Raw genomic sequence first — 15464 nt, 5'->3', positions numbered from 1 at the left:
AATCACTGGGCGAACTGGACGTCCTTCAGGCGGATAATGCCGTCCGGATTGGGCACGAATCCGCTCACCTTTTTGTTCATCGCGATGATGCGCGGATCGAAGTAGAGGTAGATGTTCGCGTCCTGGTCGGCAATGATCCGCAGCGCCTTACTGTACAGTTCCTTCCGCTGGGCTTCGTCATTGACGGTCCGGGCCTTGTTGAGCAATTCATCTAGCTCCGGGAAGCAGGCATGACCGTCGTTTTGTGCGCCCTTGCAGGTGACAAACTGATGTACGTCGCCATCCGGGTCCGGACGGCCCGACCAGGCGCTCATGCCGATCTGGAAGTTGCCAGCCTGCTGTTCGCTGAGCAGCGTGGCGTATTCGGTAGCAACTAGATTGACATTGAAACCAGCCTCGGAAGTCATGGCTTGGATGATCTGTCCGACCTGCTGGGCGATGGGGTTGTTAGCCACGGTCAGCTGTACGTTGACTGGCATCTTCACGCCCGCTTCGGCCAGCAGCGCCTTGCTTTTTTCGACGTCACGCGCCGGCATCGGCAGTGATTCGTCGAAATAGGAGCTGTCCTTAGGGAAGGGCTGGTTACTGGGTGCGTAGAGTCCCTCGAAGACCACCTGATTGATGGCCTCCCGGTCGATCGCCAGTTCGAAGGCCTTGCGCACGCGCTTGTCCTGGCCCATTGGGTTATTGGCTTTCTCGCCGTTGGCCACGTTAACAATCAGCTGCATGTAGCCCAGGCCGGGGGTGTTGAAGACCTGCAGGTTGCTGTCAGCCTTGGCGGTCTTCACGTCAGTGGGCGCAACCCGCTCGATGATGTCCAGATCGCCCGAGCGCAGGTTCGCCAGGCGTACAGAGGTATCCGGGATGGGCAGGTAAACCACCTTGTCGAAATGGTAGGCGGCCTTGCTCCAGTGATTGTCGAAACGGCTCAGCACGATGCGATCCTGCTGTACGCGCTGGTCGAATTTGTAAGGACCGGAGCAAACCGGATGGCTAGCGAAATCGCCCTCGGCAGCCTTGGGCGACAGCATCATGCCGGCCCGGTCGGATAGCTGTGAAATGAGCGTCGCATCGGGCTGCTTGACATGGATGGCCACGGTCAGCGGGCCGACGACCTCAACGTTGTCCACCGAGGCGAGCTCGCTCTTGCGCAACGAGTCGGGCAGGGTGCGGGCGCGTTCCAGATTGTACTTTACTGCCTCAGCGTTGAAGGGTTCTCCGTCATGGAAGGTCACGCCGTCGCGCAGCTTCATGGTCAGCGTCTGGTTGTCGTCGCTCCAGCTCCAGCTGGTCGCCAGATCCGGATCGTAGGTCAGCTTGGGCGTGACATCCACCAGCTTGTCGCAGAGCGCGGCGTAGACGAGCCGCCCGGCATAGGTACGTGAACGATGCGGGTCGAGCACATCGGGGTCGTCCTGGATGCCGATACGCAGGGTGGTTTCGGCCACAGCAGAGGTGCCTAGGGTCAATAACAGGGCTCCGGTCAACAGGCGTACTGGGATCACGGCTGAGTCTCCATGGATGCAGGCGAATAGGTTTTGAACAGATGCAGGCGTTGAGCGAAAGCGGTGCTGGGGGCCGCGGCGAACAGGCGATCACCGCCTGCGTTGGCAATTTCCTTCCAGAAGTGGCAAGCGGCCTGGCGACCTGGCGTGGCCATCTCGAATACCGGCTTCACCTCTTTGCACAGGGAGCGAGCATGCGGACAGCGAGTATGAAAGCGGCACCCGGAAGGTGGATTGGCCGGGCTGGGCATGTCACCACGCAACACTGTGCGCGGCTGGCGCAGCGCCGGATGGTTCACCGGCACGGCGGCTATGAGCGCCTGGGTATACGGATGAAAGGGTGTTTCGAACAGGGCATCGACGGGCGCCAATTCTACTACCTCGCCGAGATACATCACCGCGACGCGGTCACTCATGTGCCGGATCACGGCGAGGCCGTGGGCGACGATGAGCAGGGTCAGACCGAACTGGTGCTTAAGGTCTTCCAGCAGGTTGACGACCTGCGCCTGGACCGAGACGTCCAGGGCCGACATGGGCTCATCGCCTAGAATGAGGCGTGGATGGGAGGCAAGCGCCCGGGCGATGCCAATGCGCTGGCGCTGACCCCCGGAGAATTCATGGGGATAGCGATTGCCGTGCTCGGGCGCCAGACCCACCGTTTGCAGCAATTCTGCGACCTTGGCCTGGCGGTCACTGCGGCTCTGGTCCGTATGCAGCCAGATCGGCTCGCCAATGATGGATTCCACCGTCATGCGCGGATTCAGCGACGCAAAGGGGTCCTGAAAGATGATCTGCAGCTCCTGACGAACTTTACGCAGCTTTTCCTTTGGCAGATTACCGAGGTTGCGTCCCTCATAGAGTACGTCACCGGAGGTCGCTGTGAGCAGGTTCAACAGCAGACGACCCAGGGTCGATTTGCCTGAACCGGATTCGCCTACCAGCGCGAGGGTTTCGCCACGGCGAATGGCGAGAGAAACATCATTGACCGCTTGTACGGGTGCCTGTCGACGCTGCAGAAAACCCTGGCCGGCGCAGAAGTGCTTGGTCAGGCGAACCCCTTCCAGGATTGGCGTTTCGGGTAGGGTCATGCGGATTCTCCAACGTGCTGTTCCAGCGGAGCACGGATACAGGCGGCACGGTGTCCCGGCGCCAGTTCGCGCAAGGGCGGACGGGCTTCCCGGCATGCCGCAGTGGTGAACGGGCAGCGGCCGGCGAAGCGGCAGCCGCCAGGCATCTCGGCAGGCGTCGGGACGCGCCCGGCGATGGTCGCCAGACGGCCTTTACGTGGTCCCACCGAGGGCATCGAGCCCATAAGACCAATGGTATAGGGGTGTTGCGGATCATCGAACAGCGCACTGACCGAACCGCTTTCAATGACCTGCCCGGCATACATGACCGCGACATCATCTGCCACCTCGGCCACAACGCCCAGATCGTGGGTGATGAGGATCATGGCGGTACCAGTTTCGGCCTGTAGGCTGGCGATGAGCGAGAGGATCTGAGCCTGAATGGTGACGTCCAGCGCGGTGGTAGGTTCGTCGGCAATAATGAGTGCCGGGTCGTTGGCGAGTGCCATGGCGATCATTGCACGTTGGCGCATGCCGCCTGACAACTCATGCGGGTAGGCGTCGAGACGCTGAGGTGCGGCCGGGATACGGACTTTTTCCAGCATTTCCAGGGCGCGTTGACGGGAGTCTTTTACAGACCTGCCCTGATGTCGCATCACGCTTTCGGCAATCTGTTCGCCGATGGTAAAGACGGGATTGAGAGAAGTCATCGGCTCCTGAAAGATCATGGCTAGCCGATTACCGCGAATGTCCAGGCGTCGGCGGTCGTCCATAGTCAGCAGCGGCTCGCCTAGAAAACTTAATTCGTTTGCCCGAACATTGGTCGTCGCTGGCAGCAGGCCCATAAGCGCCAGGGATGTTACACTCTTACCGCAACCGGACTCGCCGACAATCGCCAAGGTTTTGCCCGGTGCGATGCCAAAGGAAAGACCGTCGACGACATTAGCCGGAGCGCCTGCGAAGCGAACCGTGAGATTCCGTACGCTCAAGACCGGGCGACTGGTTTCGCTCATAAGCTGTTCTCTAGGTCCTGGTGAATGACATTGTCCAATGCCTGCTGTAGCGCCCGCAGGTGGCCGCGCATGGCGGAGGCCGCGCGGGTCGGGTCACGCGCCTCGATGGCGCTGATAATGTCGTTGTGGTCATGGCTATATGTGTTCAGCCGGTCGGTGTTGCGAGCGCGTTGGCGCAGATCACGCCACACGGGATCAAGGCGGATGGCATCGAGCATTTCATAGATATCCAGCAGCAGGCGGTTGCCCGCGGCTTCGGCGATGCCTCGATGCAGAGCACTGTCCCAACGTTCCAGCGCCTGCGCATCGGTCTTGCTGGCACCTTGTTGTTCGGTTGTACGTTCCGCCAGTCGCCGCAGCATGGCCATTTGTTCGCTGCTGGCGCGTAGCGCGGCAAGTGAGGCCAGCGTAGGCTCTAGATACAGACGGGCCTCCATAACCTCGATAAAATTGGTCCGATTCGAGAGTCGTGTGAAGCTGATCGCTAAGCAGGGCGGTGTCGGACCTACAAAAGTGCCTTTCCCCTGGCGTCGCCAGATCTGCCCTTCGGCCTCGAGAATGGACAGGGCACGACGCACCGAGCGACGACTGACACCAAACCCACTGGCCAGATTGCGTTCGGGTGGCAAAGGGACTTGCGGAAAAGACGCATGTTTCGCAACGAGCTGGCGCAGCGCATCAAGTGCGAGTTTCGCTGAGGCATCTACGGGTGGCGTGACATCGAACCTTTGCATCTTGGTCCTCGGTAACCGCGGTATCTAAGGCTGAAGTTGCTTAAACACACATTTATGGCCTGTTACGCAGGTGCCTCTGTCAGAGTGCAAAGGAGGTGCCATTTTTAATTGGTTCACTGTGTAGGAGAGGTGTGTAGCCTTGAGAAACAGCACCAACAGCGCAGCATTAGGCTCCTACGTTACCCATTGAGGACCAAATACTTGTTGTCGAAGAATATTGGTTCACAGAGAACAGAACCAATAGGAGATTGGTTCTAAAAGTTGCTCTGTTACAGGGAGGTATGCGCCCAAACGGTGCGAGGCTTACAGCAACTTTACCCTGTGCTGACGGTGCGTGACGTCGGGTCCTTTGGAATGCCATCAACTGAACGATCCTGTTTGCTGAGGGAAAGCATAATGATCCAATGTATCGCCAAGGCAGCCGTACTGGTGATGATTCTCGCAGAGGTTCTATCCCGTTAACACGGAAACTTTCGAGTAAGCTTCATCGAGCTAAAGAAGTATTCTTGCTTAAAGCAAGAAATACAGCCTTGAAGGGAAAAGCATAGCCAGGTAGAGAAAGGGCCTTGCATGGTACAGAAAGCCCGCGCGATAAAGAGTTTGCCCGCTTAAAGTGGCCCGGGTGATCCCAGAGCGTGACTTTTAAGAGACGCAGCAGCTAAGAGACGCAGCAGCGTACTTTGCTAGGGTGGCATCGAGCGGTACACGGTGATGATGCTGGTGTTGCTGCCTGCCTGAAGCCAACCAACGGCTTTCGGGGATAACAAATCGAGTAACTCGTTCCTACGTCCGAGTTTACCTCCAAGGGGCAGCGCCTGTAGCGTGATTCACAATGCAGAGGGAATATCCTTCAGGATATATGCAGTAGAAGTAGGATAGGTGTAGCCTTCATTTGGCGGAGCCGCGGACCACACCCGTGGGCGGGTTTAGGTGTCGAAAGAGCGACTTATTCGACGTGTTCGAATTCAACCTTTTCGCCTTTGTCAGGAAGGGACAATGGGGTACCTTCGACGCCGGAATAGGTCACGATCACAACCGCTTGTTCATCGCCCGTTACCCCGCGATGACTGGAGTTCACCGATTCAGCAAAAGCTTGCCCGGCGCTAACCTTGAGTGACTTGCCTGACAGTCGGTCTTCTACCGTTAGCTCCCCTGATACTACATAGGCCGCGTTAGGTATCGGATGCTGGTGCCAGGGCAATGCCGTATGGGGAGGAATCGTGATTTCCAGTATCGTGAGTTGCGGCTGGCCTTGGAGATAGGATTTGTATGGCGTGCCATCCCAGGAGGCAATCTCCTTCATCGCTACCTTCGCCTTGATCTCAGGTTTTTCCGTAGCAAGGGTGATATTAGCGGTGAAGGCAGCCAAGACGATCAGTGTGACACCGATATTGAGTACTTTCATGTCCTTCCTCATGGATATTATTTTTGTTGTGAGACGTCAGTTTGTTGCCTGCCACTAGTCACTGTATTGGATAATCCTCTGCACGCATTGAACAAGTCGCCCAAGTGGGCTGGGCAATCTCGGCCCCTCTCGCGGATTGGTATCCAGAAGGTAATTTTGTTCAAAGTATCGCCATGAATATTCAATACTGCTGAGGCTATGCCTCACATGATCAAGCCTCAAAAACAATAACAACCATGAGGAGATAGCGTATGGTCCCTTCAAACAAGGGAAGCCTGGTAACGTCCGACGGGCCTGCCGCAGCGCTTTACCAACCCGGACGTATCGGTACGATGCAACTGCGTAATCGCTTCGTGCAGGCTCCTATTTTTACTCAGTTCGCTAGTACCTTTGGCGAGGTCGACGATAAGCTCATCGATTACCACCGTGCCCGCGCCCGTGGAGGCGTCGGGTTGATCATTACCGAGAACACCTCTATTGATTGGGAGGTCGGGCGTACTGCTGGTCACCCCATGCGTATTGACCATGACCGGTTTATTGGCGCTCTTAGTAATCTAGTGGATGCCGTACATGGCGAAGGCGCAAAGATTGCTGTGCAACTACACCATACCGGTCGCCAGAATTCGCAAAGCAATACCGAACGCAACGAGCCACCGCTTGCGCCTACTGCTGGTATCACCAGCGCCTTCGGCACGCCACCGCGCGCCATCGAGGAGCACGAGATTCCAGGCTTGATAGACAAGTACGTACAAGGGGCCCGCCGCGCGGTGGCGGCCGGCTTTGACGCTATAGAACTGCACGGGGCCCATGGCTATCTGCTGGGCCAGTTCCTCTCGCCCTTTACCAACAAACGCACCGACCTTTGGGGCGGTTCGCTGGAAAACCGTGCACGGTTCGCCCTTGAGGTGGTTCGCGCTATTCGCGCCGAAGTCGGCCCGAATTACCCGGTGCTATACCGACTGAGCGTAACAGAACCTTACGAAGGTGGGCTTTCGCTGGAGGATGGCCTGAGATTTTGCGAAATGCTTGAACCCTATGTAGACGCTCTGGACGTCAGCGCTGGCAATTATGATACAGCAATGACGCTGCTACCCATGATAGCGCCAGGTTCATTGGTCAATTATGCCAAAGCCGTGAAACAACGAGTGTCGATCCCTGTTATCGGCGTGGGACGCTTGACGTGGCTGCTCGATGAGATGGCCCAGGCGGTATCGGCAGGCGAAATGGACTTTGTTGCGCTAGGGCGATCGGGGCTAGCCGACCCTGATACTGTGGCTAAAACCCGACGTGGGCAGCCGCAAAGCGTACGCCGTTGTCTAGCCGTCAATGAGTGTATATCGAGGTGGATGTTCAACGGTAAAGGTACCCAGTGTGTAATCAATCCTGCCTTGGGCCAAGAACGCCGTGCGGAGCAAGCTCGCCGCCCAGCAGCGAACTCTCAGCGGGTACTGGTGATCGGTGGCGGGCCGTCAGGTTGTGAGGCAGCCATCCTGGCCGCGCAAAGAGGCCACAATGTCACCCTTTTCGAGCGGGACAGCCGGCTCGGTGGTCAGCTCCACGCCTGGGCGGCAGCAAGTCCTTTTCGCATGGAGGTCAATAACATGATCAGGTTTTACGAAAGCGAACTGGAGCGCGTGGGAGTCAAGGTGCACCTTCGTACGGATGCCCAGGATGCGGAACTGTATATGTGGGATACGGTATTGCTCGGTACCGGCACCGAGCCTAGGGATTCAAGGGTGGATGTAGTCGAGATGATGTCCAACGGGCGGCTGCCGATGGCTAACGAAATAACAGTGTATGGTGAAACTGAGGTAGCCCTGTTCGCTGCGCTCTGGCTCGCTGAAGCTGGCAAGCAGGTCAGCCTCTTATCTCCAGCTGCCGACGTTGGCCTTGATACCAATGATATGCAACGGGAACATCTCACAGCGCTGTTGCACAACCTTGACGTTGCCATTGTTACCCATGCCGTCCTGCCGGAAAGCGGTGAGGTCATAATGGCCACCGCTCGCATTGCCTCTACTCTGCATGCGAGTCTGGTGGACGACTATCGAATTTTCAGCATTGGTACCCGAGCCCAAGGGGGCCGGATGTATGAAGCCACTCAATCGGGCTTTTGGACTGCTGCCCGCCTTGGAGAAATACTATGAACGTTCGCGCTATCGAACATGTAGGGATCACCGTTCCAGATATCGAGGAAGCCACCCGATTTTTCGTCGAAGCCTTTGGTGCGCAAAAACTCTATGACATGTTGGACGAGCCCCTGGGTGGTCCCGGGGTCGAAGCAGGGTTGGGCATTCCAGCGGGCGCAGTAATCAATGTCATTCGCATGCTCAGGCTTGGCAACGGCCCGAATCTGGAACTGTTTTCCTACACGGGCGTGGCCCAGGCGCAACCTGTAGTCCCGAGTGATTTTGGTATCCAGCACATCTGCATTTATGTGGACGATATTGATGCGGCCGCGGATCGTCTAAAGCAAGCCGGTGGTATTTTGCTAAGTCAGCCCAATGATCTACCGGGCTTAGATACGGGTCATGGCAACCGCTATGTCTATACCAGGACCCCTTGGGGCAGTACCATCGAATTGGTGTCTTATCCATCTGCGCAGGCGTACGAGCGCCAGACGCCTTTTCGCCGCTGGCGTCCGACGAAGACCTCGCTCGACGACCTAAAAAGTCAATCCCAATGACCACGCTGCCAAGGTAGATAAAACCAGGTGACCAGCCGCGGACCGTGAAAGGCCGCGGCTCATGCCTTTTCACCTGCATATGCTACTTTTAAGGCCACTACTCTGCGCATGTTAGTGTGTCATGCGACTGAAAGTTTTGGAGAAACTCCACTAATTAGCTGATAAGAAAGGAGTTGTAATGAGTCTTACTCTTTTGCCGCCTGAAAAAATGCTTGATGTCATACCAGGCGAGGTAGTTGAAAAGGGAACCGTGGATACCGCGCCGAGCAAGGGTATGTCGATCAGAGGCTACCGCTTCTATAAGACTGAAGTGAATATTCCATGCATGCGCGACTATGAGCTGGTGCGATGGAAGAAAGGCACATCTAATCTGGGATTTCACAACGGCTCAAAATGGCAAAAAAACGCGGTACATGATGACGATGTCACAATATTGACCCGCGGTGAGTCATCCCGATGGTATTGGATGAATGATATTGAAGTCAGCCATATTTACATTTCCCAATCGTTGATGGCCAAGGTTGCCGCCGAGATATTTCAAAAGGATATTGACCGCATCTTTGTTGACCACTACCCAATTATCAACGACGCCGCTTTGTCCAGGCTCATGGAGAGCTACGAATCCGAAAGTTTGAGCGATGAGCCGGGTAGTGGCTTTTACGCACAGGCTTTGGAAATCCAACTGTGCATTCATCTCATCCGGCGGTACATGAAGTGTATCGGTCGTGATAAAACCGCATCATGTATTTCGAAGGCCAAGCTTGATGCACTGCAGCGCTACATCACCACCCACTTGGCCGCTACGATATCAGTCAAGGACATGGCGGCTATTGTCGGTTTGAGTCCCTCGCATTTCGTCCGAGTATTCGGAACCATTTTTGGTGTTTCACCGCACCAATACGTGCAGGCGCAACGTTTGAAAAGAGCGGAGCGGTTGCTGGCCTTGCACAACGTGCCGCTTAAAGCTGTGGCAATGGACTGCGGCTTCGCTGATCAAAGTCATATGACCCGGCTGTTTAAGGAGAAACTCTCAATGACGCCGAAGGAGTATCGGGAGAAAAGAGCGTGCGGATTATTTTGCTCCCTCACTGTCCAATAATTGCCATTGACATGGTAATGAGCTCAAAGAGCATCAACAATGGAGCTTCCTGATTACTTTGTGACCCGTTTGTAGCTTCGTTAGCTGATGTCTACCCCAGCCCAATGCATTGAGCAGGAAATGACTGCTGCAGAAGTATTAAGGTCCAACGACTGTTACGGCGATCTGGACGTAAGGCCAGCCATATTCCAAGGCTTAACACAGGTTCACCATAAGGAGATGTTGGTATTGCTGGTGACTGCTGATAAAAGCGTGACCTAAAAAGCGTGGCCTATAAGTGGAGACAGCATGTGTGGCTCGCTCAAATCGCAGGTATTCGCGGCCAGTTCGTCACCGTTGCAGACAGACGACTAGCTGACCTTACGACTTTCTAGGAGAGCCGGTTTTGCTAGGTATCCAGCACAGTCTTACTCCATAGAGGAAAGCCCTAGCCGTTGTGTTCAAACATGCTTTGCAGCACTTTTCGGTTAAGGTGTTGAGCGACGCCGTTATAGTGATTGGTTAATATCGAATGTTATCGGACAACATTCAGCCATTTGATATTGAGTTTGACGTCCAATAAGTGGGAGACGCGGATCAAAGGCTGAGTCTTTTCATCGAATGGTAACTTTAATAGTAGACATACAGCGATACGCGTGACTGGCCAAGGTGTATCGCCGTATCGGAAGTAGAAGACGTTACTGCTTTTGCGGATCGAACTGCTTATCCCGAATGAACAGCGCTGGAATTACCCCGCAGATGAAGTAAGCCACGCCCATCACCAGAAAACCCAGCCCAATCGAGCCATCCGAAGCGAGGAAACCGATCGCCGCCGGTGCTACCGCCGCGCCGACTCGGCCTATGTTATAGGCGCCCCCGACTGCAGAGCCGCGCAATCTGGCCTCGAAGCTTTCAGTCATGTACGTGGCATTCACACCATAGGGAATCCCGTAAAGAAAGCCGAACAGCACCAACATCCACAAAATGCTATCTGGGCTGTGGAACAGCACGATTACCGGCAGGAATATCGCCGTTCCCAACGCGCCAAAGGCGAACACCGCCCGACGCCCAATACGATCAGCCGCCAGACCAGCGAGAATCTTGCCAAGGATCATCGCCGTATAGGTTCCGACCATATAGCTGGTCATGGATTTGAGGTTCATGCCTAATTCACTTTCCAGGTAAGATGGCATCCAGTTGTTAACACCATAGTAACCAAACTGCAGAAAGCCTGCGGTCATGGCCCAGAAGACAAACATCTTGCAAGCCTGTGGATCAGCGAAGATTTGTTTGAATATGCTTTGCCGTTTTTCAGTAGCACGATCTCGTACGCCTATCATGCCTGCCTTAGCACGCTCGGCTTGTGTACTTAGCCATGCCTGAGGTTCCGGCACTAAGCGCTGCATTACCACTGCTAAAAGTACTGGAATCAGCGCCATGTAGAACAGCCAGCGCCAGCCATGGTTGGGTATTATCCAGCCAGCTAGTAAGGTGGCGACGATATAGCCTACCGACCAACCGGCCTGCAAAGTGCCAAGTACTGTTGTGCGGTAACGGGTGGGAACATATTCCGACATTAGCGTGTTGCAGGCAACGTACAGGGCACCAATGCCCAACGAAGCGAGGAACCGGGTGATCGCAAACTGCCAATAGCTATGGGTAAGGCCCAACACAGCGGTGCCTACTGAAAACAACATGATGCTCCAGACCACGGTTTTCACCCGACCAAAGCGATCGCATGCCCAGCCGCCGTAGATACCACCGATAGCCATTCCAGCCAGGGTAAAGCTACCCAGGCTGCCTGCCTGTACGCTGCTGAGCCCGAACTCTGCCTTAAGGCTACTTAAGCTATAAGCCAGTAGCATCAGATCGGCGCCGTCGACTAATAAACCTAGAAAACAGAAAATGAAGACCACTACCCAGGTATTGGATTTGGCATACGATGTTGCACGTGCTGCTACAGCAGTGTCCATAGCGTTACCTTATTGTATTTATTGGATGGTGTGTCTGCGATGAGCGAATAATCGCAACCTCAGCGCTGCGCGTCGCGAATCATGTTTTTGGCGATGACCAATTGTTGAATCTGCGTAGTGCCTTCATAGATACGGAACAGACGGACATCCCGATAAAAACGCTCAATTGCGTATTCGCTCACGTAACCTGCACCACCATGGATCTGTACGCAGCGGTCGGCAACGCGTCCGCACATTTCGGTTGAGAACATCTTGGCGCAGGAGGCTTCGGTACTAACGTTATGCCCGTTGTCCCGCAGGCGAGCGGCGTCCAGGACCATGCAGCGGGCGGCATAGATCTCTGCCTTGCTGTCAGCGAGCATGGCCTGGATAAGCTGGAATTCGGCGATAGGTTTACCGAACTGTTTACGCTCAAGTGCGTAGCCCAAGGCATCGTCGAGCATGCGTTGAGCGGCGCCAATGCTAAGTGCCGCGATATGCAAGCGGCCCTTGTCCAAGACTTTCATTGCAGTCTTAAATCCGACCCCTTCAATGCCGCCAATCAGTTGACTGGCTGGTACTTGCGCATTCTCAAAAATAACGTCGCAGGTGTGGGCACCCTTGTGACCCATCTTGTGGTCAGGCTTGCCGAGAGAGACGCCCGGAGTGCCACGCTCCACAATAAAAGCACTGATACCGCCGGCGCCTTTGATCTCGGGGTTGGTGCGCGCCATAACCGTGTAAATTCCGGCATGTGGAGCATTGGTGATAAAACGCTTGGTGCCATTGAGAATGTAGTGCTCACCATTACGCAGCGCCGTGGTCTTGAGCGAAGCGGCATCTGAGCCGGCGTCCGGTTCGGTCAGGCAAAAAGCGCTGAGTAGTTTGCCGCTGGCCAGCTTGGGCAAGTAGTTATGCTTTTGCTCGGGCGTACCGTCCAGCAAGATACCGATGGAACCGATACCGTTATTAGTGCCGATATAGGAGCGAAAGGCTGGTGACGTACGTCCCAGTTCAAAAGCAATGTTCACTTCCTCTTCCATGGTCACGCCTAGGCCACCAAACTCTTCCGGCAGCGTCAGGCCAAACAGGCCCATTTCACGCATCCGTTCAACGATGTCTTCAGGGATCATGTCAGTTTCAGCAACCTCGTTCTCGCGAGGTATTAATACTTCGCCAACGAACTGGCGAAGCGAATCCAACAAAATCTGCAAAGTTTCAGTATCACGGATCATGTGCGCTCCTATAGCTCTCAGGCGAGCCGGTTTATCAGGGCGCCGTTACTCCGTTGCCTTAGCGAGCAGCGGCACCAATGTTATTGACCATGTTGATCAGGCGTGGCCCGATATCATCCATTAGTTGTTCACGTGATAGCTGAAAGCTCGGACCACCACAGTTGAATGTCAGCAAACCGTATTGCGGATGCAGCAACGGCACAGCAACGGAGTTGACGTCGCGGTGCCACTCACCGATCGACAGGCAAAAGCCGTAGTCGGCGAAATCTCTAAATGCCCGGTCCAGACCCTTGCGAATGGCTGACCATTGATCCGATTCGCGCAGGCGAATGTGATCGAGTACAAACTCGCGCTCAGTTTCCGGCATTGCTGCCAGGCATGCCCGACCTACGGAGCTCTGCGCCATGGGCAAATAGCTACCAATCTGACGACGCATGGTCATGTTGCCCTGACCCTGTACTACGTCCAGATAGACCATCTGCAAGCGATCCCGGGCAGCCATGGCAACTGCTGCCTGTGCATGGTTCGCCAATTGCTCCATTAGCGGATGCGCCACCGTACGAATCGCCAGATTTGACAACATGGCATATCCGAATCCGAGGACACCGACATCCAGCTGGTACTTGCCCGAATGCACCTCGCGCTTGAGACAACCCAAGCGCATTAACGTATTGGTCAAGCGCGTCACGGTCGGCTTGGGCAGTCCGGTCATACGCGCCAGTTCCTGATTGCCAAGCACATTATCGCGAGGCGAAAAACATCGCATCAGCTCAAGCCCCCGGGCTAACGCTGTCACGAATTGACCGCTGCCTTCTCCTTCGCTCATCGCATCCGCGCTATCCAGACTTCCTATATTGGGCAAGCCAATTTCCCCAGACGCCTTGCTGTTGTCTTGAGGTGTTGGGTCTGTCTTGTTACGGCTCATAGTAGGACCTCAATTTCACTATCGCAAGGAAATAAAATTTAGTTTCGTATAGTGAAATTATAATATCTGCATTTAATAACTCCAACCTATTTATTATAAATATCGTAACCCATTGTAATTGAAGGGATTTATATAAATTTTGAGGTTTTTGTTTACATAGCTTGAAAAGCTTTCCTATGATTATTTTATAAATCGGTATCCAATTTCGTATAGTGAAATATAACAAGAGGTGGATATGAGCTCTCAGCTTCACGTAGTGGACCTGCACATCCGCGAGGACGCAGTGGCTGTTGTACGCATCGACCGGCCCCAGGCTAAGAACGCCCTTAATCGCGAAGTGCGTGAGCAACTGGCTGAAGTTTTTCGTGCTGTGGCCATTGATGACAGAGTTCGTACCATCGTGCTTACCGGAGGTGAGCAGTGCTTCGTCGCCGGTGCTGATATCCGCGAGTTTGCCGAGGCAAGCCCGATAGAGATGTATAGACGGCACACTGAGTACCTCTGGGCCGCTATAGGAGGTTGTCCCAAGCCGATAATTGCTGCGGTCTGTGGTTTCGCACTGGGTGGAGGCTGCGAACTGGCCATGCATTGCGACATCATCGTCGCCGGGCAATCGGCCCATTTCGGCCAGCCCGAAGTCAAACTTGGCTTGATGCCGGGCGCCGGTGGTACCCAACGTTTGATTCGCGCGGTGGGGAAATTTCAGGCGATGCGGATCGCGTTGACCGGCTGCCTGGTCACAGCTCCCGAGGCGTTGGCCATGGGCATGGTCAGCGAAGTGGTAGACGACAACCGCACACTACCGCGCGCATTGGAGCTAGCTGCTGAAATCGCCGCCTTGTCACCGCTGGCGGTCGCGCAAATCAAAGAGGTAATGCTGCTAGGGGCTGACCTACCGCTGGAGAGTGCCTTGACATTGGAGCGAAAGGCATTCCAGTTGCTTTTCGATTCCAAGGACCAGAAGGAGGGCGTTCAGGCCTTCCTGGAGAAACGTAAAGCCGTCTTTTCGGGAGAGTGACACATGACACGCGAGATCAACCATATGGCTGTGGTCGGAGCAGGTGTCATGGGCACCGGCATTGCTCAAATTGCGGCGCAAGCCGGTATTGAGGTCCTACTGTTCGACAACCGCGACGGTGCCGCGCAGGCCGCCCTTGAGAATCTCAAGATGACCCTCGACAAGCTGGCAGATAAAGGCAAGATCCTCGAAGCCGATGTCCAGGCTACGTTAGGCAGGCTGCGAGTTGCAGACCACCTCGATCAGCTAAAGGATGTCGACCTGGTAGTCGAGGCCATTATCGAGTGCCTTGACGCCAAGCAAGCGTTACTCACACAGCTCGAGGTGGTGGTCGACGAAGCCTGCATTCTGGCGACCAATACCTCGTCGTTGTCAGTGACCAGCATTGCACGTAAATGTCGGCACCCTGAGCGGGTGGCGGGGTTCCACTTCTTCAACCCGGTGCCGCTAATGAAAGTGGTGGAGGTGATCGACGGGCTGGCCAGCGACCCACACGTCGGCGATCGACTGCAGGCGTTGGCAGCGCGTATGGGCCATCGCGGTATTCGCGCCAAGGACACCCCGGGTTTTATTATCAACCACACTGGCCGGGCGTTCAGCACTGAAGCGTTGCAAATCCTTAAGGAAGGTGTTGCGGACCCCGGCGAAATCGACCGTATCCTGCGTGATGGCCTTGGGTTTCGCATGGGCCCGCTGGAGCTGTTCGATCTGACGGCACTTGATGTCTCGCACCCGGTGATCGAATCCATCTATAACCAATTTTACCAGGAGCCGCGCTATCGTCCTGCGGCGCTGACTCGCCAGATGCTAGAGGCGGGTTTTGTAGGGCGCAAAGTGGGCCGCGGG

The 15464-nt window shown here is 55.3% G+C and carries 13 protein-coding genes; 5 read left to right on the top strand and 8 right to left on the bottom strand.

All coding sequences use genetic code 11. The features are described from left to right. Positions 1-2: 2 nt before the first annotated feature. The 5 genes from IQ22_RS20750 to IQ22_RS20730 all read right to left on the bottom strand — a co-directional run bounded on the left by IQ22_RS20750 (position 3) and on the right by IQ22_RS20730 (position 5724). Positions 3-1505: an ABC transporter substrate-binding protein gene (locus IQ22_RS20750; protein WP_145145578.1), complete on the bottom strand. Its 1503-nt coding sequence runs from the start codon at positions 1503-1505 to the stop codon at positions 3-5. Then, positions 1502-2593, bottom strand: coding sequence for an ABC transporter ATP-binding protein (locus IQ22_RS20745; protein WP_145145576.1), 1092 nt, complete (start codon positions 2591-2593; stop codon positions 1502-1504). The genes IQ22_RS20750 and IQ22_RS20745 overlap by 4 nt, the downstream gene beginning before the upstream one ends. Further along, positions 2590-3585, bottom strand: coding sequence for an ABC transporter ATP-binding protein (locus IQ22_RS20740; protein ID WP_145145574.1), 996 nt, complete (start codon positions 3583-3585; stop codon positions 2590-2592). Before IQ22_RS20740 ends, IQ22_RS20745 begins: the two co-directional genes overlap by 4 nt. Next, positions 3582-4319 (bottom strand): FadR/GntR family transcriptional regulator, encoded by a 738-nt coding sequence (locus IQ22_RS20735; RefSeq protein WP_145145572.1) that lies wholly within the window; start codon positions 4317-4319, stop codon positions 3582-3584. Before IQ22_RS20735 ends, IQ22_RS20740 begins: the two co-directional genes overlap by 4 nt. Positions 4320-5265: 946 nt before the next feature. Beyond that, the gene (locus tag IQ22_RS20730; RefSeq protein WP_145145570.1) at positions 5266-5724 is read right to left on the bottom strand and encodes a cupin domain-containing protein; all 459 of its coding nucleotides are present in this window, start codon (positions 5722-5724) and stop codon (positions 5266-5268) included. Between the two features lie 251 nt (positions 5725-5975). On the opposite strand from IQ22_RS20730, the gene IQ22_RS20725 reads away from it, so the two are divergent. From IQ22_RS20725 to IQ22_RS20715, 3 genes are all read left to right on the top strand, one after another. Further along, entirely contained in the window at positions 5976-7871 is a 1896-nt protein-coding gene (locus tag IQ22_RS20725; RefSeq protein WP_145145568.1) for an FAD-dependent oxidoreductase, read from the top strand. Beyond that, on the top strand, positions 7868-8410 hold the full coding sequence (locus IQ22_RS20720) for a VOC family protein (protein WP_145145566.1): 543 nt from the start codon (positions 7868-7870) through the stop codon (positions 8408-8410). Before IQ22_RS20725 ends, IQ22_RS20720 begins: the two co-directional genes overlap by 4 nt. A gap of 178 nt (positions 8411-8588) precedes the next feature. Next, positions 8589-9509, top strand: a complete 921-nt coding sequence (locus tag IQ22_RS20715; protein WP_145145564.1) for a helix-turn-helix domain-containing protein — start codon at positions 8589-8591, stop codon at positions 9507-9509. Between the two features lie 677 nt (positions 9510-10186). Here the strand turns inward: IQ22_RS20715 and IQ22_RS20710 are convergent. From IQ22_RS20710 to IQ22_RS20700, 3 genes are read right to left on the bottom strand one after another with little or no spacing between them, the layout of a single operon-like run. After that, complete coding sequence (locus tag IQ22_RS20710; protein WP_145145562.1) at positions 10187-11461, bottom strand: MFS transporter; 1275 nt, start codon at positions 11459-11461, stop codon at positions 10187-10189. A 59-nt stretch (positions 11462-11520) separates the two neighbouring features. Beyond that, complete coding sequence (locus tag IQ22_RS20705; protein WP_145145560.1) at positions 11521-12675, bottom strand: acyl-CoA dehydrogenase family protein; 1155 nt, start codon at positions 12673-12675, stop codon at positions 11521-11523. 58 nt (positions 12676-12733) lie between these two features. Beyond that, positions 12734-13600: an IclR family transcriptional regulator gene (locus IQ22_RS20700; protein WP_145145558.1), complete on the bottom strand. Its 867-nt coding sequence runs from the start codon at positions 13598-13600 to the stop codon at positions 12734-12736. A gap of 235 nt (positions 13601-13835) precedes the next feature. Between IQ22_RS20700 and IQ22_RS20695 the strand changes: the two genes are divergently transcribed. Both IQ22_RS20695 and IQ22_RS20690 read left to right on the top strand, forming a co-directional pair. Next, positions 13836-14618: an enoyl-CoA hydratase gene (locus IQ22_RS20695; RefSeq protein WP_145145556.1), complete on the top strand. Its 783-nt coding sequence runs from the start codon at positions 13836-13838 to the stop codon at positions 14616-14618. A 3-nt stretch (positions 14619-14621) separates the two neighbouring features. Then, a partial coding sequence (locus IQ22_RS20690) for a 3-hydroxyacyl-CoA dehydrogenase NAD-binding domain-containing protein (protein ID WP_244309334.1) occupies positions 14622-15464 on the top strand: 843 nt, incomplete at its 3' end.

The organism is Pseudomonas duriflava (genome assembly GCF_007830155.1).
Lineage (GTDB): Bacteria > Pseudomonadota > Gammaproteobacteria > Pseudomonadales > Pseudomonadaceae > Chryseomonas > Chryseomonas duriflava.
The sequence above is the reverse complement of the archived record's forward strand: the minus strand, read 5'-3'. Positions and strand labels throughout refer to the sequence as shown.